Source organism: Streptomyces sp. NPDC001406 (assembly GCF_042895285.1).
Lineage (GTDB): Bacteria > Actinomycetota > Actinomycetes > Streptomycetales > Streptomycetaceae > Streptomyces.
The window spans coordinates 25263-49941 of sequence record NZ_JBIAWG010000022.1; the positions used below are offsets into that span (position 1 = coordinate 25263).

Genomic DNA, 24679 nt, shown 5'->3' on the forward strand with positions numbered 1-24679 from the left:
CCCGCTACGCCAGACTGTCCCGCCAGGCCCGGTGCAGATCGGCGAACCGGCCCGTGCCGGCGATCAGTTCGTCCGGCCGGCCGTCCTCGACGATCCGCCCGTGCTCCATCACCAGTACCCGGTCGGCGATCTCCACGGTCGACAGCCGGTGTGCGATCACCACGGCCGTACGGCCCCGCAGCACCGTCGACATCGCGCGCTGCACCGCCCGTTCGCCGGGGACGTCCAGCGAGCTGGTCGCCTCGTCGAGGATCAGCACCGCCGGGTCGGCGAGCAAGGCCCTTGCAAAGGCGACCAGTTGGCGCTGCCCCGCGGAGATGCGGCCACCGCGCTTGCGTACGTCCGTGTCGTACCCGTCGGGCAGCTCGCTGATGAACTCGTGCGCGCCGATCGCCTTGGCCGCCCGCTCGATCTCCGCACGGCTCGCGTCCGGGCGCCCGATCGCGATGTTCTCGGCGACCGTGCCGGAGAACAGGAACGCCTCCTGGGTCACCATGACCACCCCGCGCCGCAGTTCGCGCACGGCCAGCTCGCGCAGGTCGACTCCGTCGAGCAGGACCCGGCCGTCGGACGGGTCGTAGAAGCGGGCGAGCAGCTTGGCCAGCGTCGACTTGCCCGCGCCCGTCGAGCCGACGACGGCGACCGTCTGCCCGGCCGGGAGCGTGAGGTCGAAGCGGGGGAGCACCTCGCCGCCGGTGCGGTAGGCGAACCGCACGCCGTCGAAGACGACCTCGCGGCCGGGGCGGTCCGCCGATTCGAGCGCCGGGAGTTCCTTGGGAGCCGAGGGTTCCGGCACGGACGGGGTCTGGGCGAGCAGCCCGGCGATCTTCTCCAGGGAGGCGGCCGCCGACTGGTACGAGTTGAGGAACATGCCCAGCCGGTCGATCGGGTCGTACAGCCGCCGCAGATACAGCACCGCGGCCGCCAGCACACCGAGTTCCAGCGAGCCGGACGCCACCCGGTGGGCGCCCCACAGCACGATCACCGCGACCGCCGTGTTGGCGACCAGCCGGGAGCCGACCACATAGCGGGCCATCTCCAACAGCGCGTCGCCGTTGGTGCGTTCGTGGCGCCGGTTCAGGACGCGGAAGTCGGCGTCGTTCGCGGACTCCCGGCGGAAGGTGCGCACCGGCCGGATGCCGTTCATCGTCTCCACGAACTTCACGATCACGGCCGCGATCGCCGTGGACCGCGCCGTGAACACCCGTCCCGCACGCCGCTGGTACAGCCGTACGAGGAGGTAGAGCGGCATGAACGAGACCACCGCGACCGCGCCCAGGCCGAGGTCGAGCCAGAGCAGCATCGCCGAGATGTAGACGAACGACAGGACGACCGTGACCAGTTCCTGGAGCCCCTCGCTGAGCAGCTCCCGCAGCGACTCGACGTCGGTGGTGGAGCGGGAGATCAGGCGGCCGCTCGTGTATCGCTCATGGAAGTCGACGCTCAGCGCCTGGGCGTGCCGGAAGATCCGGCCGCGCAGATCGAGCAGCACGTCCTGGTTGACGCGCGCGGAGGCCTCGATGAACGCGAACTGGAGCACGCCGGAGACGAGCGCGCACAGCCCGTAGCCGACGGCCACCGCGATCAGCGGACCGTGGTCGTGGTGCCGGAACGCCGGTACGGCGCGGTCGATGGCGTACGCCACCAGCAGCGGGCCCGCCTGGACGGCCGCCTGCTGGAGCAGCAGCAGAAGGGTGGTGACGGCGACGCGGGCCTTCATCGGGGTGAGCAGTGAGCGCAGCAGGGCGGCCGTCGCGCCGGGCCGGGTGGGCAGGACGTCGCGGTCGAAGGGGTCGGTGCCGTCGGGAGGGCGGGGGAGTTCGCCCTCGTCGCCGGTCGCGGGGGTGGTGGAGGCGGAGGTGGAGGTGGTGGGGGCGGTCAACGGTCGTCCTCCGCTTCGTCGGTCGGCTGCCCGCCCGCTTCCTCGGTCGGCTGTCCGCCCGGTTCCCCGGCCGGATCCCCGGTCGGCTCCCTCGTCGGTTCGCCAGACATCAGGTGGGCGTATTCGGCGTTCGTGCGCAGCAGTTCGTGGTGGGTGCCGACCGCGGTGATGCGGCCCTCACGGAGCAGGGCGACGCGGTCGGCGAGCAGCACCGTGGAGGGCCGGTGGGCCACGATGAGCGCGGTGGTGTCCGCGAGGACCTGCCGCAGCGCCGCCTCCACGGCGGCCTCGGTGTGCACGTCCAGCGCGGACAGCGGGTCGTCGAGGACCAGGAACCCGGGCCGGCCGACGACGGCCCGGGCGAGGGCCAGCCGCTGCCGCTGCCCGCCGGACAGGCTCAGCCCCTGCTCGCCGACCTGTGTCCCCGTGCCCTGCGGCAGCCCGTGCGCGAACTCGGCCTGCGCGACGGCGAGCGCCCGCTCCAGCTCCGGCGCACCGGCGCCGTCGCCCGCCCCCATGAGCACGTTCTCCCCGACGCTCGCCGAGAACAGCGTGGGCTCCTCGAAGGCGACCGCCACCTTGGAGCGCAGTTCCTCGCGGGACATCGCGGTGATGTCCTCGCCGTCCAGCGTGATCCGCCCGGAGGTCACCTCGTGCAGCCGGGGGACGAGCGCGGTGAGCGTGGTCTTGCCGCTGCCCGTGGCCCCGACCAGGGCCATGGACTCGCCGGGGCGGATGTGGAGGTCGATGCGGTCGAGGACGGGCGGGGAGCCGGGCGGGGCGTCGGGGTAGCGGAACGTGACGCCGTCGAACCGCAGACCGGTCCGTGCGGCCGCCGGTCTCCCGGTCCGCTCGGTGACGTGCGGGTCCTCCGGCCGCGCGTCCATCACCTCGAAGTACCGCTCCGTCGCGGTCGCCGCCTCCTGGGTCATCGCCAGCAGGAACCCGATGGAGTCCACGGGCCAGCGCAGCGCAAGTGCCGTACTCAGAAAGGCGACCAGGGTCCCCGTCGACAGGTCCCCGTCCGCCACCTGCACCGCCCCCAGCACCAGCGCCGCGCCGATCGCCAGCTCCGGCAGGGTCACGATGACGCCCCAGATGGTCGCCAGCAGGCGGGCCTTGCGCAGCTCGGTGCCGCGCAGCGTCCACGACAGCGTGCGGAACACCCGCGCCTGGCTGCGGTGCCGGCCGAACCCCTTGATGATGCGGATCCCGAGCACGCTCTCCTCGACGACCGTCGTCAGGTCGCCGACCTGGTCCTGGGCGAGCCGGGCCACCTCGGCGTACCGCCGCTCGAAGACGACGCAGGTCCACATCACGGGCACGGCGGGACCCAGGACGACCAGTCCCAGGGTCCAGTCCTGCTGCAGCATGATGACCAGGCCGACGACAATCGTCACCCCGTTGACCAGCAGGAACGTCAGCGGAAAGGCGAGGAACATGCGCAGCAGCATCAGATCGGTCGTGGCCCGCGAGAGCAACTGGCCGGAGGCCCACCGGTCGTGGAAGGCCACCGGCAGCCGTTGCAGATGCCGGTACAGGCCCGCCCGCATCTCCGCCTCGACGTTCGACAGCGGCCGCGCGACCAGCCACCGCCGCAGCCCGAACAGCCCCGCCTCCGCGACCCCGAGCAGCAGCAGATACAGCGCGCCGAGCCACACCCCGCCCGGATCCCGGTCGGCCACCGGCCCGTCCACCATCCACTTCAGGACGAGCGGGATCACCAGCCCCAGACAGGAGGCGACGACCGCGACGAACGCGGCGGTGAACAACCGCACCCGCACCGGCCGGACGTACGGCCACAGCCGCAACAGGATGCGTACAGTTGAGCGATCGCTGGTGGTTGCACGTGTCGTGGGCATCACCCGCGAGCCTACGGACCGCCACTGACAACGCCCACAGAGTTTTGGCCGGACCCGGGTCCGGACCCGGGTCCGCGGGGTCTCAGTCCAGATCCATGGTGTGGGTCTCCCGGCCGTAGGGCTGCGACATGATGGCCGGCCGGGCGGGCCGCCACAGGTCGTCGTCCTCGTGGAGCGTCAGCTCTCCGCCTCGGCGCAGGAGCCAGACTTCCTCGAACTGGAAGTGCCACCAACGACTTCGGAATCGTCCCGACGGTCGACGTGGGATTCCGGCTCGGCAAGGAGAACGAGTCCCCGGACCATGGCGTTCCATGGCTGCGGGGGCTTTGGCTCGATCACACGAATCCACGTGCCCAGCCCCGTCTCGGCCCCCTCCGTCACCAGTCGGGCGCCCGTGACCGATGCGTCGAGGATTCCGGTCTCCGAGCCGACCTCCGCCAGCTGCATCGCGACCTCGTCGACGGACAACCGCGTCGCGAATTCGAGGTCGTATTCGATCGCCAACTACCCGCTCGCTTCCTTCTCCATCAGACGGGCATGACCTGTGCATGCTGATCCCGAAGCGCCGTCCAGGCCCGTTCCTGATCCGGGCCGGGCATCATGGGGGCGGGGTGACCGGACCGCTCGATCAGCACGAGCGAGGTCGGTATGAACCCGAGTGTGAGGGACCGCAGGATGCCCTGGTCCGACGCGCTGAAGCCATGCACCGCCGTGGCGGCCAACTGCGTGAACTCCGCGAAGTCGATGATGCATTCGCCGTCGACGATGTCACCGACGCCGGAGCCTATGCCGTAGATCCCGGCGCACATGTGCGCACTGCCCGTGAACGCGCGGGCCACATCGGCCGGCGGGCACCAGATGTAGCGTCCCGGTATGCCCTCCGAGCGGAACTTGACCCTCACTGTCATCTCAGTGCAACACCATGGTGAGCGTTTCGCGTCACTCAGTCGATTTTGAAAGTGGCGCGGTCGTATTCCTGTGAGATCAGGGAAAGACGGTATGGCGTCCACAACTCCGCATCGTCACTCAGGCTTGTCTTCCCGGCCCGACGCACGAGTTTTGTCAGGAGATCCGCTGCGGGCGGTGGAGAAGATGGCAGGAGTTGCGCATTACGCGCCGCGTCGGCGAGTTTTTCTGCCACGCGCAGAGCGGAGTCTGATGTCGCAATGTCCAGGGTGTAAGAAAAAGCCACGACGATGAATCTCCAGCCCAGTCCGCGACGCTGTCCTGCCGGACACGCGTGCCCATGGCGCTCGCGGCCTTGTCGTACCGGTGATACGCCTTGCGGAGGGGCTCGAGAGTGTCGTGCGCCGTCTCGCGGAACGCGTCGGCCGCTTTCGACTTCCACGACTCGAATCCGCAGAGCGCCTCCACGTCGCCCGCTTCACGCTTGATGTCGTTCGCGACCTCGCGCAGCGACTGGCCGAGCAGGGCGATGATGCCGGGATCGCCGGGCACGGGGTCGCCCTCCTCGTCGAGAACGGCCCACTCGTGGACGGGGGGACGCCTCACTTCGCCCCTCCGTCTCGCTTCGCCCGCTTGTCCTGCTCACGCAGGGCCTGCGCGAGCTTCTCGTCGACGGCGTCGTAACTCTTCGCGGCTTCCAGGGTGATGACCCCGAGCTTCCTGATCTGCGTCGCGAGATCCTTGCGGTGGATCTTCCAGTTGTCGGCGAAGTCGTCGAAAGCGTCGATGATCAGGCTGTCGCCCAACTCGGCCGCCGACAGGTCCTCGGCCGGATTCGCCCGGTCGGTGAAGGAGTCGTAAATCCTTTGCGGTGCGCGCGAGCACTCGCGTATGCGCTTGGTGTCCGCGCTCAGATCACTCATCGACGTCCCGCACCGACATGTGGTGTTGCCCCCGAATGCCATGGCCATTTCGCGTGCATGTCAAGCAGACGATCTTAGCCGGTGCGCTTATGGCGCAGGTATGCCGGACGTATGCGAAAGCTATTGCGATCTTCAAGAGCGTGTGAAGGCTCCAGGTCGTGACCCCCTCACCCCGTCACCCCGTCACCCGCAACAACACCACCGACCGCCCCTCCACCATCAGCCCCGCCCCCGCCCGATGCACCACTCCCGGCGCCTCCCCCTGTTCCTCGCGCGAGGTGTCGACCACGACCTCGTAGCGCTCCGCCCACGGCGGGCCCGGCAGGGTGAAGGTCGTCGGGGCGTCGCCGGCGTGGAGGATCGCGAGGAAGCTGTCGTCGGTGATGGGGGCGCCCTGTTCGTCGCGGCCCGGTATGTCCCGGCCGGAGAGGTACATGCCGAGCGTGGCCGCGGGGGCGTACCAGTCGCCCTCGGTCATCTCCTCGCCGTGTGCCGTGAACCAGGCCAGGTCCCGCAGGCCGTCCGCCGAGTGGGCGCGGCCGGAGAAGAAGGCGCGGCGGCGCAGGACCGGGTGGCGGTGACGCAGGGCGATGAGACGGGAGGTCAGGTCGAACAGGGGGCGCCAGGACGGGTCGTCCAGCAGGGTCCAGTCCAGCCAGCTGATCTCGTTGTCCTGGCAGTACGCGTTGTTGTTGCCGCGCTGTGTGCGGCCCAGCTCGTCGCCCGCCACCAGCATCGGCACACCGGTCGAGAGCAGGAGCGTGGTCAGCAGGTTGCGCAGTTGGCGGCGGCGCAGCGCACGTACCGGCTCCTCGTTCGTCTCGCCTTCCGCGCCACCGTTCCAGGAGCGGTTGTCGTTCGAGCCGTCGCGGTTGTTCTCGCCGTTCGCCTCGTTGTGCTTGCCCTCGTAGGAGACCAGGTCGCGCAGGGTGAAACCGTCGTGGGCGGTGATGAAGTTGACCGAGGCGTAGGGGCGGCGGCCGCCCCAGGCGTACAGGTCGCTGGAGCCCGAGATGCGGTAGCCGAGGTCGCGCACATCGGGGAGCGCGCCGCGCCAGAAGTCGCGGATCGCGTTGCGGTAGCGGTCGTTCCACTCCGTCCAGAGCGGGGGGAAGGCCCCCACCTGATAGCCGCCGGAGCCGATGTCCCAGGGCTCGGCGATCAGCTTCACCCGGCGCAGCACCGGGTCCTGGGCGATCACCGCGAGGAAGGGGGAGAGCATGTCGACGTCGTGCATGGAGCGCGCCAGCGCCGCCGCCAGGTCGAAGCGGAAGCCGTCCACGCCCATCTCCGTCACCCAGTAGCGCAGCGAGTCGGTGATGAGGCGTAGGACCTGTGGCTGGACCACGTGCAGCGTGTTGCCGCAGCCGGTGTAGTCGGCGTAGCGGCGGGCGTCGTCCTGGAGGCGGTAGTAGCCGCGGTTGTCGATGCCCTTCAGGGAGAGCGTCGGGCCCAGTTCGCCCGCCTCCGCGGTGTGGTTGTAGACCACGTCCAGGATGACCTCGATGCCCGCCGCGTGCAGGGCGCGGACCATCCGCTTGAACTCGCCGACCTGCTGGCCCGTCGTACCGGAGGCCGCGTAGGCCGCGTGCGGGGCGAAGTACCCGATCGAGTTGTAGCCCCAGTAGTTCTTCAGACCGCGGCGCAGCAGATGGTCCTCGTGGGCGAACTGGTGCACCGGGAGCAGCTCGACCGCCGTCACGCCCAGCTTCACCAGGTGCTCGATCGCCGCCGGGTGCGCCAGGCCCGCGTATGTGCCGCGCAGCTCGGGCGGGATGTCCGGGTGCAGTTGCGTGAAGCCGCGCACATGCAGCTCGTAGATGACCGAGTCGGCCCACGGCGTCTTGGGCCGGCGGTCGTCCGCCCAGTCGTCGTCATCGTGGACCACCACGCCCTTCGGGACGTGCGGCGCCGAGTCCCGGTCGTCGCGCACCGTGTCCGCGACATGCTGCTCCGGCCAGTCGCGGACATGCCCGTACACCTCCGGCGGCAGGCTGAACTCTCCGTCCACCGCGCGCGCGTACGGGTCGAGGAGCAGCTTCGCCGGGTTCCAGCGGGCGCCGATCCACGGGTCCCAGCGGCCGTCCACCCGATAGCCGTAGCGCTGGCCTGGCATCACGCCCGGCACGAAGCCGTGCCAGATCTCGTGCGTCAGCTCGGTCAGCCGCACCCGCGTCTCCCGGCCCTGCTCGTCGAACAGACACAGCTGGACCGCCTCCGCCCCGGCCGCCCACAACGCGAAGTTGGTGCCCGCCACCCCGTCCGGACCGGCCCGGAAACGGGCGCCCAGCGGCGTGGGCGCGCCCGGCCAAACGGGTGGAGTCGGCGCGGTGGCGCGCTCAGCGCCGTTCACCGCGGAGGCCGGGCGGCCGCCGTCGAGGGCCCGCTCCTGGGCCACTGTCTGCTGCTCGGCTGCGCTCGTCACCTTGCGGCCCCTTTGTGTCGGCTCGTTCGCCTTCGGAGCGCTCTCAGCCAGCGCCGGGGCGGCCGACGCGCCCGGCCCCCGGCGGGGCCCGCTGCGCGCACGACCTCCCGGCACCGGCGTCCCCGCGGCTCACGGGCGCGGCTCCCCATCGCGTCGTCCTCCCACTGTTCTGCCCAGCGCTTGCGTCGCACTCACGTTTCCCCAGGGCGGGCCCGGTCGTTGAGCCGCTCGTGAGGTATGCACAAGGGCGCGCACGGCGCGCGGGGGCCGTGCTGGCCGCCGTACTGACATGGGCAGGACTGCTGGCGGGAGCCGCCGGCTGCACCGGGGACGGCTCGGGCGGCGACGCCCTCGACCGGATCTTCGGCAAACCCCCGGCAGCCGGGGACATCATCCGCATCTCCCCGGACGACGGCAGCAAGGCCGTCCGCTCCGGCGAGCCGCTGCGGGTACGGGTGTCCGACGGACGACTCGAATCGGTGAGCGTGGTCCGGGTCCAGGACGCCCAGGACACCCCGGTGGCCGGGCACATCACCGACGACGGCAGGACCTGGCAACCCGACGAGCGGAAGCTGGCGCTCGCCGCCAAGTACACCGTCGACGCGGTGGCGCTGGACGGGCACGGGCGCCGCTCGGCCCGGCACGCCACCTTCACGACGTACGTCCCCGACAAGCGGTTCATCGGGTACGTCACCCCCGAGAACCGCTCCACCGTCGGCACCGGAATGATCGTCTCGCTGGCCTTCAACCGGCCGATCCAGAACCGCGCCGCCGTCGAACGCGCCGTCCGCGTCACGGCGAAGCCCCCCGTCGAGATCAGCCCGCACTGGTTCGGCGAGGACCGCCTCGACTTCCGCCCCCAGCAGTACTGGAAGCCCGGCACCCGGGTCACCGTCGAGCTGCGGCTGCGCGACGTCGAGGGGGCGCGCGGCGTCTACGGACTCCAGTACAAGACGGTGACCTTCACCGTGGGCCGCAGCCAGGTCTCCGTGGTGGACGCGGCCGCGCACACCATGGAGGTCAAGCGCGACGGCCGGCTGCTCACCACCGTGCCCATCACCGCGGGTGCCCCGAAGACCACCACCTACAACGGCAAGATGGTGGTGATGGAGATGCTGGAGGTCACCCGGATGAACAGCCAGACCGTCGGTTTCGGCGGCGAGTACGACATCCCCGACGTGCCGCACGCCATCAAGCTCACCGACTCCGGGACCTTCCTGCATGGCAACTACTGGGCGGGGGACGCCTTCGGGAACAGCAATGTCAGCCACGGCTGCGTGGGCCTGATGGACATCAAGGGGGGCAGTTCGGACACGCCCGCGGGCTGGTTCTTCGACCGGACCCTGATCGGGGACGTCGTCGAAGTCGTCAACAGTAATGACAAAAAGGTCTCTCCCGACAATGGGTTCGGAGGGTGGAACATGGGGTGGAACGAGTGGAAGGCGGGCAGCGCGGTCAAGTAACCAGGAGGGGGACGGGATTCGGGGCGCCGACCGACGGCCGAAGTTGCGACGGAACGGTGACCTTTGCCTGACACGAAGCTCAAAACCCTGCGGTTAATATGCGCCAGTGGGTGCGCGGGACGCGCCGGGGAGCGGGCCTGACCAGGCCCCGCGAGGGGAGAGAACGTGAACGTGCGGCCGATATCGGGGGCGTCGGTTGACGCGCGGGGGCGGGGCCGGAAGGGGATGCCGGTGCTCATAGCCGGCGTCCTGCTCATGGCCGTGACCGCGTGCGGCGGGGGAGGGACGGACTCGGGTTCCGGCTCCGGTGCCGGGAAGGGCAAGGACTCGACGCAGCAGGGCAAGCAGTCCGAAGCCGTCGTCAGCATCGCGCCCAAGGACGGCGCGAAGTCGGTGCGGACCAGCGGGGCGCTCAAGGTGACCGCCGGCCAGGGCAAGTTGACCGCGGTCGAGGTCAAGGACGCCAAGGGCGGCAAGATAGACGGGAAGATAACCGACGGGGGCGCCACCTGGACGCCCTCGTCCCACCTGGCCGCCTCCACCAAGTACACGGTGCACGCGGTCGCCAAGGACTCCGCGGGCCGCGAGGCGGCCGAGGACTCCAGCTTCACCACCCTCACTCCGCAGAACACCTTCGCCGGTTACTTCACTCCCGAGGACGGTTCCACCGTCGGCGTCGGTATGCCGTTCTCCATCCGCTTCACCCGGGGCATCACGCACCCCGAGGACGTCGAGAAGGCCATCACCGTCAAGACCGAGCCGGCCGTCGACGTCGAGGGCCACTGGTTCGGCAACGACCGCCTGGACTTCCGCCCCGAGAAGTACTGGGCGGCGGGCACGAAGGTCACCGTCGACCTCAACCTCGACGGCGTCGAGGGCCGCGCCGGGGTCTACGGCAAGCAGGCCAAGACGGTGAAGTTCACCATCGGCCGCAACCAGGTCTCCGTCGTGGACGCCAAGAAGCACACGATGAAGGTCACCCAGGACGGCAAGGTCATCAAGACCATCCCGGTCACCACCGGCAAGCCCGGCTACGAGACCTGGAACGGCCAGATGGTCATGAGTGAGAAGCTCACGGTGACCCGGATGAACGGCGACACCGTCGGCTACGGCGGCGAGTACGACATCAAGGACGTCCCGCACGCCATCCGCCTGACCGACTCCGGCACCTTCGTGCACGGCAACTACTGGGGCGGCGGCGCCTTCGGCAACTACAACGCCAGCCACGGCTGCGTGGGCCTGCGGGACGTGCGCGGCGGCTGGAGCAAGAGCGTCCCGGCGGCCTGGTTCTTCAACCACTCGATGATCGGCGACGTACTGGTCGTCAAGAACGCCCACGACGCCACCGTGGCCCCGGACAACGGCCTCAACGGCTGGAACATGTCCTGGGAGAAGTGGAAGTCGTAAGAGGACGGGCGCGCCCGCGCCCCGTCAGGGGCGCGGGGCTCTGCCGACATGCGGCTCCGCCGCGGGGCGCGAGCAACCCACCACGGCCGGTGGTCGACGACGTACCGATGTCCCACGGCGCGTGAACGCCCGCTAACCTGCGGAGCATGACCGTCTCTCTCGAAGTCGCCGAAGGCGTCGGTACGCTGCGGCTGGACCGGCCGCCCATGAACGCGTTGGACGTCGCCACCCAGGACCGGCTCAAGGAACTCGCCGAGGAGGCCACGCGGCGCGACGACGTGCGCGCCGTGGTGATCTACGGCGGCGAGAAGGTGTTCGCGGCGGGCGCGGACATCAAGGAGATGCAGGCCATGGACCACACCGCGATGGTCCTGCGCGCCCGCGCCCTGCAGGACTCCTTCACCGCCGTGGCCCGCATCCCCAAGCCCGTCGTCGCCGCCGTCACCGGCTACGCGTTGGGCGGGGGCTGCGAACTGGCCCTGTGCGCCGACTACCGCATCGCCGGCGACAACGCCAAGCTGGGCCAGCCGGAGATCCTGCTCGGCCTCATCCCGGGCGCGGGCGGCACCCAGCGGCTGCCCCGGCTCGTCGGCCCCTCCAAGGCCAAGGACCTGATCTTCACGGGCCGGATGGTGAAGGCCGACGAGGCCCTGGCGATCGGCCTGGTGGACCGGGTCGTCCCGGCCGCCGACGTGTACACCGAGGCCCATGCCTGGGCGGCCCGGCTGGCGCAGGGCCCGGCGATCGCGCTGCGTGCGGCGAAGGAGTCGATCGACACCGGAGTGGAGACGGACCTCGACACCGGCCTCGCCGTCGAACGGAACTGGTTCGCGGGCCTGTTCGCCACCGAGGACCGCGAGCGGGGCATGAAGAGCTTTGTGGAGGAAGGGCCCGGCAAGGCCAAGTTCCTCTGAGTTCCCCCGGGTTCCCGTACTTCGCCAGGTTTTCCGCGGAACCCCTTGCAATTGACACGGTGTCTCACCCGGGTCCCTCGATGGGGCGGTTTATGGAAACCTTAAGGCAACCTTAAGCCTGTCTTGTCGAGGCGGCCCGTCCCATGCCCGGATTCGGGCCGTCCGCGCAGGTGGGGTGGGCCGCCGGGGGCACCGAAATGCCATCGGCATATGCCGACCGGATGGCCCGGAATAGGGGTTTCCGGGGGGCGTATTCCTCAGGAACGCCCACGGAGGGCGCTCCGGGCGGCCATGATGGGGGGCATGGCGGGGCTGGAGGGCATCGAACAGCCGCGGGGACACAGCCGTGCGGCCGCGGCACGCTGGTCGCCCGCGGTCGAGGACGAACGGGCACTCAAGGCACTGGAACTGTTCGGCAATCCGACGGAGGCCGAAGTCCCGCTGCCGTCCCGCCCCGAGTCCGCGGCCACCGCGCGCCGGCTCGCCCAGGTAGTCGTTCTGCGCCAGTGGGGACTCACCCCGAAGATGACGGAGGACGCGGTCCTGCTCGTCTCCGAACTCGTCGGCAACGCCGTACGGCACACCGGCGCCCGCGTCTTCGGACTCCGCATGCGCCGCCGCCGTGGCTGGATCCGTGTCGAGATCCGCGACCCCTCCCGTGGGCTGCCCTGTCTGATGCCGGTTCAGGAGCTGGACATCAGCGGCCGGGGGCTGTTCCTGGTGGACAAGCTGTCCGACCGATGGGGCGTCGATCTGCTGCCGCGAGGCAAGACGACATGGTTCGAGATGAGGGTCGCCGACCGCTGAGCGAACGTTCGCGGAGGTGACGACCCGTACGGATCCACCCATCGGGTCAATCGGCTGTTTTCTTACCCAATCACCCTTAAATGGTGCGGGTGACCACGACCGACCGCCGCGGGGCGTTGCGGGCGGGGGCCGGGCTCGTCGCCGGGGGCGCCCTCGCCGGCGGATGCTCGTCCGCCACCGGCTCCGTCGCGCAGCCCACCCCCGCGCGAGCCACGCCCTCGCGCACCCCCGCGAAGCCCGCCCCCCTCGCCGCCCCCGCCCCGCGCACCTTCCCCCGGCAGCCCGCGCAGATCACCCACGGCCCCCGTGACCGCCCCCGTGTCGCACTCACCTTCCACGGCCAGGGCGACCCCGCGCTGGCCCACGCCCTGCTCACCGAGGCCGAGCGGCACGGCGCCCGGATCACCGTGCTCGCCGTGGGCACCTGGCTGGACGAACAGCCGGACATCGCCCGCCGGATCCTTGACGGCGGCCACGACCTGGGCAACCACACCCAGCGGCACGTGGCTGTCAACGCCATGTCAGAGACCGGTGCCCGCGCCGAGATCACCGAGTGCGCGGACCGGCTGAGACGGCTCACCGGTTCGATCGGCACCTGGTTCCGGCCCTCCCGTGCCCCGACGGCCTCCCCGCTCGTTGTCCGGCTGGCCCGCGCAGCGGGCTACCCCCATGTGCTGTCGTACGACGTCGACTCGCTCGACTACACCCGGCCGGGCGCCCCCGCCGTCACCCGGAAGGTCCTGGCCGAGGTCCGGGGCGGGTCCGTGGTGAGCATGCACTTCGGATACCCGGACACGGTCGCCGCCCTTCCCGCCGTACTCCAAGAACTCGACAGCCGCGGACTGCACGCGGTCACCACCACGGAGCTGCTGAGCTGATGCGTCCCACCAAAGCCGTCCGCGTCCTGGCCGCCGGCGCCGCCCTCGCCGCCCTGACGCTGCTGCCCGCGTGCAGCAGCGGGTCCGAGCACCGCGAGAACGAGGCCCTCGGCAGCAAGGCGCCCGCACCGCCCCGGAAGAAGCAACTGGTCGACGGACTGCCCGGGATGCCGCCCGTGCTCGACCCCCACGACGTCTACGCCGCCGACCGCCCCAACCTGTTCTCCCCGGCGGTGAAGGACTTCCCGTCCCGGGTCTACGTGCCCAACACCAACTCCAACACGGTCTCCGTGATCGACCCGAAGACGTACCGGGTCGTCGAGACGATCCCGGTCGGCTGGCAGCCCCAGCACGTCGTGCCCTCCTGGGACCTGCAGACGCTGTGGGTCAACAACGACAAGGGCAACACCCTCACCCCCATCGACCCGAGGACCGGGAAGGCCGGTAGGACGGTCTCCGTCCACGACCCGTACAACCTCTACTTCACGCCCGACGGCAAGTACGCCGTCGTCATGGCCTCCCTCGACCGCGAGCTCGTCTTCCGCGACGCGCACACCATGAAGCGCGTGAAGACCGTGCCCGTCAGCTGCTACGGCGTCAACCACGCCGACTTCTCCCTCGACGGGCGCTACTTCATCGTCTCCTGCGAGTTCAGCGGCGAACTGCTCAAGGTCGACACCGCGCGGATGAAGGTCGTCGCCCAGGAGAAGCTGCCGTTCCAGGGCGCGATGCCGCAGGACGTCAAGGTGTCGCCCGACGGCAAGCGGTTCTACATCGCCGACATGATGGCCGACGGCGTGTGGATCCTGGACGGCGACCGGTTCACCAGACCCTCCCTCCTGCCCACCGGCAAGGGGGCCCACGGTCTGTACGTCAGCCGCGACTCCCGCGAGATGTACATCTCCAACCGGGGCGAGGGCACCATCTCCGTCTTCGACTTCGCCCAGAACGGGCTCACCAAGAAGTGGCACCTGCCGGGCGGCGGCAGCCCCGACATGGGCGGGGTCTCGGCCGACGGCAAGGTCCTGTGGCTGTCCGGCCGCTACAACTCCGAGGTGTACGCCATCGACACCGGCACCGGGGCCGAACTGGCCCGCATCAAGGTCGGCAGCGGCCCGCACGGTCTCGCCGTCTACCCGCAGCCGGGCCGCTACTCGCTGGGCCACACCGGCATCTTCCGCTAGGCCCGGTCGTCACCCTGCCGTCAGTTTGTCGTCAGGGCGCGAGGAGCAGCGCCTCCGCCCCCACCGGCAGGTATCCGGCCGCCTGGAACGCCCGCAGGCTGCGGGCGTTCCCCGGGGAGACCTGGGCCCACACCGGCTCCCCGGCGAGGTGCCGGGCGGCCGTCACCAGCCGGCGTCCCAGCCCCCGGTGCCGTACCCCCTCGTCCACCTCGACCGCGACCTCCAGCCGGCCCGCGACCCCGCGTCCCAGGACGACCACACCGCCGTCCGCCTCCCACAGCCGCACGTCGTCACGGCGCGCACGGGCCCGCACGGCGCGCGGATGGCCGGGGTCGGCGATCTTTGTGAGCACGAGCGGCGGCCGGCCCGGCAGGGGCGAACCCACCACGAGGGCGTCGATGGTGTCGGTCGTACGGCCCGTACGCTCCACGAAGGCGGCGAGGAACCGCGCGTTCATCGTCGCGGAGAGCGCGTCGCAGTCGCCCGCCACCGCCCGCAGCGTCTCGCGCACCCACCGCGGATCCTCGTCCGTGAAGACGACCGAGTGTGCCGTGAAGGCGATGACCCCGGCGTCCCGGTGCGTGTGCTGGGGCACGACCGTCGTACCGCCGTCGTCCGGCGGGAAGACACCGCGCGCGGCCGCGTCGAGAATGTCCCGCAGGGTCTCCGCCACGACCGCACCCCTTGAGTCTCCACCTACTGGAAGCCCCAGACTCGCAGACATGATCGACGACGGCACCGGACTTTTCACCATCGGCGAGCTGGCCGGGAGCACCGGACTCACGGTCCGCACCATCCGGTACTGGTCCGACGAGGGCGTGCTGTCCCCCGTGACCCGCTCCGCGGGCGGCTACCGCCTGTACGACGCCGGGTCCGTCGCCCGCCTGGAGCTGATCCGCACCCTGCGCGAGCTGGGCCTCGGCCTGGACGACGTGCGCGCGGTGCTGGCGGGCGAGGCGACGGTGGCGCAGGTGGCGGCCGCTCATGTGGCCGCTCTGGACGCGCAGATCGGTTCGCTGAGGCTGACCCGGGCGGTGCTGTCGACCGTGGCGCGACGCGGTTCGACCGCAGAGGAGATGACCCTGATGAACAAGCTGGCGCGGCTGTCGGCGGCCGAGCGGAGGCGGATCCTGGAGGAGTTCGTGGACGAGATGTTCCACGGACTGGACACGGCGGACCCGGACATCCGCGAGCGCATGCGGAACACCGCGCTCTCGCTGCCGGACGACCCGACGCCCGAGCAGGTCGACGCCTGGGTGGAGCTGGCCGAGCTGATCCAGGACCCCGAGTTCCGGGCGCTGATGCGCGGCGCGGCCGAGTTCAACGCCGCCGACCGGGGGCACGATTCGCGTGCCGGGGCGTCGATGTGGTTCTTCAAGCGGCTCGTCGAGTTGGTGGGGCGGGCCCGCGAGCGTGGCATCGCACCGGAGTCGCCTCAGGCCGAGCCCGTACTGCGGGACCTGCTCGGCACGGCCGACCGCGGCGACGTGCTCGCCCGTATGAAGGCGACCCACAACATCAGGGCCGCCCGCTACCGGGAACTGCTCGGCATTCTCAAGGGGACGGCCCAGCCCGCCCACGAGGAGGACTTCGCCTGGGTGGTCGCCGCACTGGAGTTCCGGGTGGGCCGTTAGTCTGACCTGCGGCAGTACGCCTGTATGACCTAGAAAACGCGACAAAAAGGGGCGGATCGGTGGCGGACATCGAGGAAGCACGCAAGCAGTTCCAGCGGATCGATGCGGACGGTGACGGTTTCATCACCGCCGCCGAGCTCAAGTCCGCCCTGGCCCAGGAAGGTGACTGGAACGTCACCGAGGCGGTGGCCGAGGCCATCATCAAGACCCGCGACCTGAACGGCGACAAGGTTCTGTCGTTCGACGAGTTCTGGGCCTACCTGAACAGGTGACGCCCGCGGAGAAGGGGGGCACCCGGCCCGGGTGCCCCCCTTCTGCATGTCCCCTTCCGTATGCCCGACGAGATCGTCGTACGGGTGGTCGGTCCCCGGAATAGTCCGCCGGCCCCCGGGGTTGACGCCGCACAGCAGACGCATGCGCATGCATCGATCCCGGAAGGGCCTGTCATGAAGATCGGCATCATCGGCGCGGGCAACATCGGCGGCAACCTCACCCGGCGGCTCACCGCCCTCGGTCACGACGTCTCGGTCGCCAACTCCCGTGGCCCGCACACGCTCACCGAACTCGCCCAGGAGACGGGCGCGACTCCCGTACCCGTCGAGGAGGCGGCGCGCGGCGCGCAGGTCGTCGTGGTCACGGTCCCGCTGAAGGCGGTCCCGGACCTTCCGTCCGGGCTGCTGGACGGCGCGGCCGAGGGGGTCGCCGTGATCGACACCGGCAACTACTACCCCCAGCGCGACGGCAGGATCGCGGGGATCGAGGACGAGGGCCTCACCGAGAGCCGCTGGACCGAGCGGCACATCGGGCACCCCGTGATCAAGGCCTTCAACGGCACCTATGCCCAGGACATCCTGGACGGCCCCCGTCCGGCCGGCGACCCCGACCGGCTGGCCCTCCCGGTGGCCGGCGACGACGAGGCCGCCAAGCGGGTCGTACGCGACCTGATCGACGAGCTGGGCTTCGACACGGTCGACTCGGGCGGTATCGACGACTCCTGGCACCAGCAGCCCGGCACCCCGGTGTACGGCCTGCGCGCGGGCGTCGACGGCGTGACCGAGGCACTGGCCGAGGCGCCGAAGGACAGGCCGGCGGACTTCAGGGGGTAGAGGCGGGGACCGGTCCTCAGCCGAGCGCCCTTGCCACGAACGTGTCCAGGACCCCCGCCCCCACTTCGACCGCGCGGACGCGCCCCTGCCAGTCGGTGATCGTGTGGGAGCGGGCCGCCGTGCGCAGGGACCGGACCCGTGCCCGGGTGCCCTTGCCGTCCCGCAGGTCGAGCGCGGCGAGGGCGGCGCGGGCCCAGTCCCGGGTGGACGCCAGCCAGGGGGCGGCCGAGGCGCGCAGCGGCGCGGGGACCGTGTCCGGCACCCCGGCCAGGACGGTGAGCCGCTCCCGCAGGGCCGGTTCGGCCTTCGCGCCGCTGCGCCAGTAGGCCGCCGTGAGCGTCGCGAGTTGCGGTGCCTGTGCGGTGTTCAGCCGGGAGGCGCGGTTGACGTCGGCGAAGGCGCGCAGGGCGGTGAGCGCGCGCCGGTCGCCGGCGGCCAGTGCGGACAGGCCCGCGTCGAGTGCCGCGGCCGGCCGGTACGCGGTGGGGTTCCAGGCGTACGCGGCCATCGAGAACAGCGCCGGGTCGGAGGCTGCCGCCTGGTTCATCGGGTTGGCCAGGAGACCCGCGACCGCGCCGGGCAGGCCGTCCTCGCGTCCCGTGTAGGGGCCGAGCAGCAGATGGTCCGCCGTGTAGTCGTTGACCGGGTAGTTGTCCCACACCAGCAGCGGGTGCCCGTACAGCCGACCGGCCTCACGGGCCTGCTCGGTGCGCAGCGCCGGGGAGACGACCAGCGGCCCGGTCCACATGACGCGGACGTCCCGGTCCAGCCGCCCGGCCAGCGCGGTCTTGTACGCGCTCGCCCGCGCCCCGTCGTACTCCGTGGGCACGGTGATCAGCGGAGCGGCACCGCTGCGGGCGTCGAGGAACTCGCGCTGCACCTTGTTCAGCAGATCCGCCTGCGCCCGCCCGACCGCGCCCCGCCCGCTGCCGTACACGGCGGCGTCGCGCGCGCAGTTCCAGTGGTCGATCTCGATGTCGTCGAGCGGCACGCCGAAGGACCGCACCCCGGCGCCGTCCCACAGCTGCCGGAACTTGCGCACCAGCGCCGCGGTGTCCGAGGCAGACGAGTAGCAGATGGAAGGGCCGGGGGAGAGCGCGTACACGAAGGAGATGTGGTCGGCCGCGGCCCGGGCGGCCAGGGTGCGCAGTTCGGAGAGCCGGGGCTCGGGGTACGGGTCGCGCCAGCGGCCGCGCAGATAGGGGTCGTCCTTCGGGCTGTACATGTATGTGTCGAGCTTCCAGCGTGCCGCGAAGTCCAGTTGCTCCAGGCGCTCTCGCTGGGACCAGGGTGTGCCGTAGAAGCCCTCGACGATCCCGCGGGCGGCAGTGGCCGGCCAGTCCCGGATGCGGACGGCGGGCAGCGCGGTGCGCACGGCCCGGGAACCGACGGGGCGCACCAGCTGGGCGAGGGTCTGCGCGGCGTGGAAGGCACCGTCCGGATCGACCCCGGCGAGGACCGCCCGGGGCTGCCCGTGGTCGGTGCCGACGGCGAGGACGTACCCTCCCGCGGCGAGACCGGTGGGCGGGGCGGCACGCAGCGGAGCCAGGGCGGCCGACGTGCCGCCCGACGCCACCGTGACCAGCAGCTCGCCGGACTTCGGCGCGTCCCCCAGGCGTATCTCGTCCGCGCCGCCCGCGCGCAGCGCCCGGGTGACGGCGTCCAGGGTGGCCGCGTCCGTCCCGGCGTCCGCGCGCACGGCCACGCTGCGCCCGATCCGCACCGAACCCGCGTCCCGGCGCACGCCGCGCGGTGCGGGCCACAGGGCGGGCACCTGTGCCGGAGCGCTTCCGGCGCGGGTGGTCCGCGCCTTGCCGTCGGCCGCCGAGGGGGCCGCCGCCGCGGCGCCGTCCGGGCCGGCGGGTCCGTCCCCGCAGGAGCGGGCGAACACCACGACCACCAGGCCGAGGACGAACCCGATCAACAGCTGTGGCGGGACGCGGAACTGGCGCACCCGGAGCCCCCTCCACCATCCGTCTGCGCGTGAGGTAGTCGGTCAACTACCATCTGTCGCATCGATTATGACGGAACGGCAGTTTCCGTTCGGGGAGTTACGTGAACGTCGTCGAGGCATGTCGCACAGCCGTGTGACGTTCCGTCGGAAACGGCGGCGAAGGCGTCGACAAGAGGGCACTGTGCGCCAGTTGGCGTAGACACTGCCGACAGCAGGTTCTATCCAGAGATGCGTGGGGCGGACGCGGCCCCTGCTACAGGCACGGGGGAGGTCGCACATGGTGGTGGTTCCGGAAGATCCGCACAGCCACTGGATCGTGCTCCTCGACATCGAGGACTTCAGTCTGCGCGCGGAGACCACCCAGGCGACGCTGCACGACGACCTGTACCACGTGGTCGAGTTCGCGTTACGGCGGGCCGGGCTCGGCCTGGACGGATGCGAGGTGCAGGACCGCGGGGACGGCATGCTGCTGCTGGCCCCGCCGGACACCAGACCCACCCTGCTGCTCAGGGAGTTGGTGCGGGGCCTGGAGGACGCGCTGGTCCACCACCGGGACACCTACAACCACGACCACCGGATGCGGCTGCGGGTCGGGTTCGAGCAGGGGCTGGTCAGCAGGCGCGGCGAGCGGTGGACGAGCAACGCCGTCAACGACCTCTCCCGGCTGGTCGACGCCGGCCCCGTCAAGCAGGTGCTCGCCCGGGCCGGCCGGGCCCATCTGGTGGTGGTCGTCTCCGAGGACATCCACCGCAAGGTGGTGCTGGGCCGCTACCCGGGCATCGACCCGGCGGCGTATCTGCCCGCCGACTTCGTCACCAAGCACGGCGAACCGCGCCGGGGCTGGGTCACCGTACCCGGCTATCCGGCGCCACCCGGACTTCCCGCGGACTCGGGGGAGCCGCCACGTGGCAGAACGAGACCGGGGGCGGACCCCGGCACGGGCGGTACCGCGGGAGGAGCGGGCGGTGGGACCGAACCGGGGAGCCCGGTCCTGCCGCCCTCGCTCCGCATCGGCGATGTGACGAACAGTCAGATCGCATTGGGGGACGGGGCGATGGCCGTGGGCGGTGACTATGTGCACGGCAACAAGATCGAGCATCACCACGGCTCCCGCGACGTGCCCCGCCGCGGCACCTCGGCGGACGGCTCATGACCACACCGCCCGCCGGCGGCGCCCCCGCCCCTGCCCCCACCCCCACGACGACGGCGCCCACCGGGGGAGGGGCGCCGTCCCCGCAGGGCGCGGCGCCGCCCGGCGGCGGCACACCCGCGCAGGGCGGCGCCGGGGGCAGCGGCGGCAACGGCGGCTCGCCCCAGCCCGGCACCGCAGGCGGCGCGGACGGCGGGACGCCCCAGCCGGGCGGCACACCACAACCGGCGGCCCCCGACAACACCGTCGGCGGCAGCGACAGCGCCAGCCAGGCCACCGCCCGTACCGGACAGGGCAGTCTGCGCGCCGGGCTGCTGCGCACCGCCTGGACCCACATCGGCGGCGACCGGGTCGAGGGCGACAAGATCGTCATCCATGCGGGGGGCGAACACCGAGTCGTGCTGCGTACCCTGGCCGCCGCGGACGTGGCAGCCGTCCAGCACACCTTCCGGGCCCCGCCCCGCTGGGACGACGTCGTCGTCGACGCCTGGCAGCGCCGCTCGGTCGTACTGCGCGGCCCCGGCGGCGCGGGCAAGACCGCGGCCGCCGTGCGCCTGCTGATATCCGCCCGGGCCACGGCCTTCTACCTGATCGACTCGGTGGCCGAACTGACCCGGCTGACCGACCTCAGACAGATCGCAGGCGCCGGCCTGCTGCTCGACCGGCCCGTCGACCTCGGCCTGCTGCGCGGCCCCCAGCTGGCCGGCCTGGAGAGCCTGCTGCGGGACGCCGACGCCCATGTCGTGGTGACCGCGGGACCGGAGGCCGAACTCGACCGCGACCTCGGCGAGTACGTGCAGCGCATCGCCCACCCCGAGGCCCTGGACACCGTGCTCGCCGCCCATCTCTCCCACCGGATCGGCGAATCGGAGGCCGAACTCGTCCTCGCCACGGACGGCGTCGCCGAACTCACCGCCGAACTGCTGGACCAGGGTGCCGCCTGCCGGATCGCCGCCCAGCTGGCCTGGATCCTCGAACAGGAACACCGCGACGGCGCCGTCGACCCGCGGCGGATCCGCTCCCGCATGGAACAGACCGGTGGAGAGGGCCCCGAGGAGTGGTTCGAGGGACTCGGCGACATGGGACTGCGCACCCAGGCCATCGCCCTCGCCGTCCTCGGCGGACTCCCCCAGGAGTATGTGTCCCTCGCCGCGAGCTCCCTCCTCGACCGGTTCCGCAGTGACCGCGGCGTCCTTGCCGCCAGCGTCGAGCAAGGACCCGTACCCCTGCGCCAGGACCCCTTCAGCCAGTCCCGCCGGCAGTTCGCCGAGAAACTGCGGGCGCGCACCTACTCCGCCGTCACCCGGGGCGACTTCGGCTGGCTGCCCTGCACCGTCGCCGAGTACCGCAACCTCGACTACCCGGCACGGATCATCCGGCACGTCTGGTCGGAGTACCGCATCCAGCAGGAACTCATCGCCTGGCTCGGCGAGTTGGTCGACCGGCCCTCCCAACAGGTGCGCAGCTTCGCCGGAACCGCGCTCGGCCTGATCGCCACCGAGTCCTTCGACCACATCGCCACCCAGATCTTCCCCGCCTGGGTCATGGACGAGGGCACCGGCTCACTGCGCCGCGAGGCCATCGCCTACGCCCTGCGCGTGTGCGCCCGCGACCCCGCGCTGCGCACCGGCGTACGCAACCTCGTCGACGGCTGGTACATGAGCGGCACCTGGCAGTTCCAGGCCGCGGCCGCCCGCGCCTACGGCCTCTGTCTGGGCGGCGCCGACCTCCCGACGGCCCTGCAGACCCTCACCCGGCTCGGCACCGTCGACCACATCCAGGTCGCCATCGAGATCGGCGACGCCTTCGCCGACCTGATGGAGGAGGACGTCGACACCCACGCCCCCGTGGTGCTGCGCGCCATCGCCGAGATGTCGCACGAACCCGCCAGCCGCCCCTCCGGCCACCTCGCGTTCCTCATCCTCGCCGACGCCCTGGCCACCGACGAGCCGGCGGCGGGCGGCGCCCCTCCGCGCAGCCGCCCCACCCTGCTCCGGCTGGCCGCGGATGCCCAGCCCGGCGGCGAACTGCGCCGGCTGCTCGGCTATCTGTGGTCCGAGGCGATCAGCGGCGAACTCTTCGCCGACCAGGCCGGGACCGTGCTGGAGGCCTGGGCCGCCCAGGCCGAGGCCGACCCCCAGCTCCTCGACGACCTGGTCCGCATCCTCGTGGAGGACGTGGCGGCGCGCAGTCCCCGGGCCGGAATGCTCCTGGAGCGCTACGCCCGGCACTGGACCGACCGCGACCGCTTCCGCCCGCTGCCCCGCTCCGCCCGGGTCCTCGGTGCCCGTCTGCACAGCGCCCCACCCGCCCGACCCACTCAGCCAGGAGGTGGCCGGTGACCGAGCCGGTCTCATTGATCGTCAACCGGAGTCCGGTGCCCCGCATGGCGGTGGGGCCCACCAAGGCGACCCAGCCGCACCTTGCGGTCGTGTACGCCACCGCCGCCGGCGAGGTGGAGTGCTTCGAGGGCCGCCCCATGACCCCCTCGCAGCAGGTCTTCTCCAAGTACCGCACGCGCTACGAGGTCGACCTGCGCGGCTACCGGCGCAGCGCCGTCCTCGGCCGCAACCCGCTGGTCTCCCGGGACGGCGTGCACGCCTTCGAGGTGAAGGTCGACTTCGCCTTCCGCGTCGACGGCTGGGACGGCGCCAAGGCCCTGGTCCGCTCCGGCATCGACAACCCGCTGCCCCTGGTGCACACCTACCTCACCAGCCTGTTCCACGCCGCCGGACAGCGCTTCGCCATCGAGGACTCCTTCGGCCTCCAGCACTACCTCAACCAGCGGTGCGGGCAGCAGGTGACCCTCGCCGAAGGGCTGGTCGTCTACGGCTGCCAGGTGTCGGTGCAGCCCGACGCCAAGTCCAAGGCCTACCTGGAGTCCCTGATCGAGGCGGGCCGCCGGGAGACGCTGGGCCAGGCCGAACACGTGCCCAACATGGGCGATGTGCTGCGCGAGGGCCAGATCGCGGCCAAGAAGCAGGAACAGGAGATGGAGGCCGCCGCCCGCCAGGCCGAGGCCCTCAGGCATGTCGCCATGGACAGCGAGGGTCTGATCCGGCAGTACATGAACACGCACCCGGAGGACGCCGCGGGCGCGTTCGACATGCTGCGCAAGCTGGAGGAGGCCCGCTTCGCCACCGCCGAGCTGCAGAACCAGCGCGCGCTGGCCCTGTTCCAGGCGATGGCCGACAAGAACCTGGTGCAGGCCGGCGACCTGGAGGTGATGCGGCAGCTGCTGACCGACGTGGTCGGCCGCGCCACCGGCGGCGCCACCCAGCTCCCCTCCGCGACGACCCCGCAGCTTCCCGGCGCCCGGCCCTGGGACGCCCCGGCCGCCCAGCTCCCCTCGGCGTCCACCGCCGGATCCGCCCAGACACAGACCCAGGCCCAGGCCCCGCCGCCCCGGCCCGCGGACCAGGGCCCCGGGTTCACCGTCGTGGGCGACTCCCTCCCTCCGTACGCCGGACGGCCCGCCGTCCCCACCTACGCCGCCCTGATCTACCTGGTGCTCGACGAGTCTCTCGACCGCGACAGCCTGCAGGAGCTCAACCGCGGCCTGAACGACCTGCACTCCGCGCTCTCCGGCGCACCGGAGGTCGCCAGGTCCCTGCGGCTGTCCGTGCTCGGCATGGCCGCCACCGCGGAACCCCGCCTCCAGCTGGAGACCGTCACCCACGGCACCCGGACGCCGATCCTCACCGGCCGCCCGGGGCTGTCGTACAGCAGCGCCTTCCAGCTGCTGAAGACCGTCGTCGGGCAGGACGTCGCCGTCGTCAAGGCCGAGGGCGTCCAGGTGCTGCGGCCGATCGTGTACTTCCTCACCGGCGGCGTCCCCGACGAGGGCAACGGCTGGCGCGAGGCCCACCAGCGGCTGACCGACATCGGCGGCAACCCGGCCGCGCCGAACGTGATCGCCCTCGGCCTGGGCCGGGCCGACGCCTTCGCGGTCCGTGCCGTCGCCACCCGGCCCGAGTTCGGCTTCATGGCACCGCCGAACCAGGACGCCGTGTCGGCCGCCCACAGCTGTGCCGGGTTCCTGCGCGACAGCGTCGTCGGCTACGCCCGGCGCCTCGCCTCCGGCGACCCGCAGTTCTCGGTCAACCCGCCCGACGGCTTCCGGCGGGCCGAGGACGCCTACTGATCCGCACCACCTCCCACGCAGTCAGTCCCACCACGCAAGA

At 71.5% G+C, this 24679-nt stretch carries 21 protein-coding genes; 12 read left to right on the forward strand and 9 right to left on the reverse strand.

Features of this window, described 5'->3' with window-relative positions:
• Positions 1–4: 4 nt before the first annotated feature.
• The 7 genes from ACFY1J_RS39410 to glgX all read right to left on the reverse strand — a co-directional run bounded on the left by ACFY1J_RS39410 (position 5) and on the right by glgX (position 7998).
• Positions 5–1882, reverse strand: a complete 1878-nt coding sequence (locus ACFY1J_RS39410; RefSeq protein ID WP_390712018.1) for an ABC transporter ATP-binding protein — start codon at positions 1880–1882, stop codon at positions 5–7.
• Entirely contained in the window at positions 1879–3744 is a 1866-nt protein-coding gene (locus ACFY1J_RS39415; RefSeq protein WP_390712017.1) for an ABC transporter transmembrane domain-containing protein, read from the reverse strand. Before ACFY1J_RS39415 ends, ACFY1J_RS39410 begins: the two co-directional genes overlap by 4 nt.
• A gap of 177 nt (positions 3745–3921) precedes the next feature.
• Positions 3922–4248: a SitI3 family protein gene (locus ACFY1J_RS39420; RefSeq protein WP_390732914.1), complete on the reverse strand. Its 327-nt coding sequence runs from the start codon at positions 4246–4248 to the stop codon at positions 3922–3924.
• 23 nt (positions 4249–4271) lie between these two features.
• The gene (locus ACFY1J_RS39425) at positions 4272–4652 is read right to left on the reverse strand and encodes a DUF6086 family protein (protein ID WP_390732915.1); all 381 of its coding nucleotides are present in this window, start codon (positions 4650–4652) and stop codon (positions 4272–4274) included.
• A gap of 154 nt (positions 4653–4806) precedes the next feature.
• Entirely contained in the window at positions 4807–5202 is a 396-nt protein-coding gene (locus ACFY1J_RS39430; protein ID WP_390732916.1) for a hypothetical protein, read from the reverse strand.
• A gap of 50 nt (positions 5203–5252) precedes the next feature.
• Complete coding sequence (locus ACFY1J_RS39435) at positions 5253–5573, reverse strand: hypothetical protein (RefSeq protein WP_390732917.1); 321 nt, start codon at positions 5571–5573, stop codon at positions 5253–5255.
• A 175-nt stretch (positions 5574–5748) separates the two neighbouring features.
• Positions 5749–7998, reverse strand: a complete 2250-nt coding sequence (gene glgX, locus ACFY1J_RS39440) for a glycogen debranching protein GlgX (RefSeq protein WP_390712012.1) — start codon at positions 7996–7998, stop codon at positions 5749–5751.
• A 230-nt stretch (positions 7999–8228) separates the two neighbouring features.
• Here glgX and ACFY1J_RS39445 point away from each other — a divergent pair, with 230 nt between their 5' ends.
• The 6 genes from ACFY1J_RS39445 (at position 8229) to ACFY1J_RS39470 (ending at position 14651) form a co-directional block, all read left to right on the forward strand.
• Entirely contained in the window at positions 8229–9461 is a 1233-nt protein-coding gene (locus ACFY1J_RS39445) for an Ig-like domain-containing protein (RefSeq protein ID WP_390712011.1), read from the forward strand.
• A 165-nt stretch (positions 9462–9626) separates the two neighbouring features.
• The gene (locus tag ACFY1J_RS39450) at positions 9627–10868 is read left to right on the forward strand and encodes an Ig-like domain-containing protein (protein WP_390712010.1); all 1242 of its coding nucleotides are present in this window, start codon (positions 9627–9629) and stop codon (positions 10866–10868) included.
• Positions 10869–11014: 146 nt separating this feature from the next.
• Positions 11015–11782 carry an enoyl-CoA hydratase-related protein gene (locus ACFY1J_RS39455; RefSeq protein ID WP_363301595.1) on the forward strand — a complete coding sequence of 256 codons (768 nt, stop codon included), beginning with the start codon at positions 11015–11017 and terminating at the stop codon, positions 11780–11782.
• A gap of 303 nt (positions 11783–12085) precedes the next feature.
• Positions 12086–12589, forward strand: coding sequence for an ATP-binding protein (locus tag ACFY1J_RS39460; protein WP_390712009.1), 504 nt, complete (start codon positions 12086–12088; stop codon positions 12587–12589).
• 80 nt (positions 12590–12669) lie between these two features.
• A complete protein-coding gene (locus tag ACFY1J_RS39465; RefSeq protein WP_390732918.1) occupies positions 12670–13467 on the forward strand; it encodes a polysaccharide deacetylase family protein in 798 nt (265 codons plus the stop codon).
• A complete protein-coding gene (locus ACFY1J_RS39470) occupies positions 13467–14651 on the forward strand; it encodes a YncE family protein (RefSeq protein ID WP_390712007.1) in 1185 nt (394 codons plus the stop codon). Before ACFY1J_RS39465 ends, ACFY1J_RS39470 begins: the two co-directional genes overlap by 1 nt.
• 31 nt (positions 14652–14682) lie before the next feature.
• Here the strand turns inward: ACFY1J_RS39470 and ACFY1J_RS39475 are convergent, their stop codons facing one another.
• Positions 14683–15375, reverse strand: a complete 693-nt coding sequence (locus tag ACFY1J_RS39475; protein WP_390712006.1) for a GNAT family N-acetyltransferase — start codon at positions 15373–15375, stop codon at positions 14683–14685.
• Between ACFY1J_RS39475 and ACFY1J_RS39480 the strand changes: the two genes are divergently transcribed.
• From ACFY1J_RS39480 to ACFY1J_RS39490, 3 genes are all read left to right on the forward strand, one after another.
• On the forward strand, positions 15374–16285 hold the full coding sequence (locus ACFY1J_RS39480) for a MerR family transcriptional regulator (protein ID WP_390712005.1): 912 nt from the start codon (positions 15374–15376) through the stop codon (positions 16283–16285). The genes ACFY1J_RS39475 and ACFY1J_RS39480 overlap by 2 nt on opposite strands.
• A 59-nt stretch (positions 16286–16344) precedes the next feature.
• Positions 16345–16557 carry an EF-hand domain-containing protein gene (locus tag ACFY1J_RS39485; RefSeq protein ID WP_390712004.1) on the forward strand — a complete coding sequence of 71 codons (213 nt, stop codon included), beginning with the start codon at positions 16345–16347 and terminating at the stop codon, positions 16555–16557.
• 174 nt (positions 16558–16731) lie between these two features.
• Positions 16732–17391, forward strand: a complete 660-nt coding sequence (locus tag ACFY1J_RS39490; protein WP_390712003.1) for an NADPH-dependent F420 reductase — start codon at positions 16732–16734, stop codon at positions 17389–17391.
• Positions 17392–17407: 16 nt separating this feature from the next.
• Here ACFY1J_RS39490 and ACFY1J_RS39495 read toward each other — a convergent pair whose 3' ends face one another.
• Positions 17408–19345 carry a beta-N-acetylglucosaminidase domain-containing protein gene (locus ACFY1J_RS39495; RefSeq protein WP_390732919.1) on the reverse strand — a complete coding sequence of 646 codons (1938 nt, stop codon included), beginning with the start codon at positions 19343–19345 and terminating at the stop codon, positions 17408–17410.
• A gap of 277 nt (positions 19346–19622) precedes the next feature.
• Here ACFY1J_RS39495 and ACFY1J_RS39500 point away from each other — a divergent pair, with 277 nt between their 5' ends.
• From ACFY1J_RS39500 to ACFY1J_RS39510, 3 genes are read left to right on the forward strand one after another with little or no spacing between them, the layout of a single operon-like run.
• Positions 19623–20498 (forward strand): hypothetical protein, encoded by an 876-nt coding sequence (locus ACFY1J_RS39500; protein ID WP_390732920.1) that lies wholly within the window; start codon positions 19623–19625, stop codon positions 20496–20498.
• Entirely contained in the window at positions 20495–22837 is a 2343-nt protein-coding gene (locus ACFY1J_RS39505; RefSeq protein ID WP_390732921.1) for a hypothetical protein, read from the forward strand. Before ACFY1J_RS39500 ends, ACFY1J_RS39505 begins: the two co-directional genes overlap by 4 nt.
• Positions 22834–24639 carry a hypothetical protein gene (locus ACFY1J_RS39510; protein WP_390711999.1) on the forward strand — a complete coding sequence of 602 codons (1806 nt, stop codon included), beginning with the start codon at positions 22834–22836 and terminating at the stop codon, positions 24637–24639. Before ACFY1J_RS39505 ends, ACFY1J_RS39510 begins: the two co-directional genes overlap by 4 nt.
• Positions 24640–24679: the final 40 nt, after the last annotated feature.

Coding starts and splice junctions, on each gene's coding strand:
- ACFY1J_RS39470 (WP_390712007.1), top strand. CDS start 13,467: ATGCGTCCCACCAAAGCCGTCCGCGTCCTGGCCGCCGGCGCCGCCCTC.
- ACFY1J_RS39490 (WP_390712003.1), top strand. CDS start 16,732: ATGAAGATCGGCATCATCGGCGCGGGCAACATCGGCGGCAACCTCACC.
- ACFY1J_RS39415 (WP_390712017.1), bottom strand. CDS start 3,744: ATGCCCACGACACGTGCAACCACCAGCGATCGCTCAACTGTACGCATC.
- ACFY1J_RS39500 (WP_390732920.1), top strand. CDS start 19,623: ATGGTGGTGGTTCCGGAAGATCCGCACAGCCACTGGATCGTGCTCCTC.
- ACFY1J_RS39505 (WP_390732921.1), top strand. CDS start 20,495: ATGACCACACCGCCCGCCGGCGGCGCCCCCGCCCCTGCCCCCACCCCC.
- ACFY1J_RS39425 (WP_390732915.1), bottom strand. CDS start 4,652: ATGACAGTGAGGGTCAAGTTCCGCTCGGAGGGCATACCGGGACGCTAC.
- ACFY1J_RS39435 (WP_390732917.1), bottom strand. CDS start 5,573: ATGAGTGATCTGAGCGCGGACACCAAGCGCATACGCGAGTGCTCGCGC.
- ACFY1J_RS39460 (WP_390712009.1), top strand. CDS start 12,086: ATGGCGGGGCTGGAGGGCATCGAACAGCCGCGGGGACACAGCCGTGCG.
- ACFY1J_RS39475 (WP_390712006.1), bottom strand. CDS start 15,375: ATGTCTGCGAGTCTGGGGCTTCCAGTAGGTGGAGACTCAAGGGGTGCG.
- ACFY1J_RS39480 (WP_390712005.1), top strand. CDS start 15,374: ATGATCGACGACGGCACCGGACTTTTCACCATCGGCGAGCTGGCCGGG.
- ACFY1J_RS39455 (WP_363301595.1), top strand. CDS start 11,015: ATGACCGTCTCTCTCGAAGTCGCCGAAGGCGTCGGTACGCTGCGGCTG.
- ACFY1J_RS39465 (WP_390732918.1), top strand. CDS start 12,670: ATGGTGCGGGTGACCACGACCGACCGCCGCGGGGCGTTGCGGGCGGGG.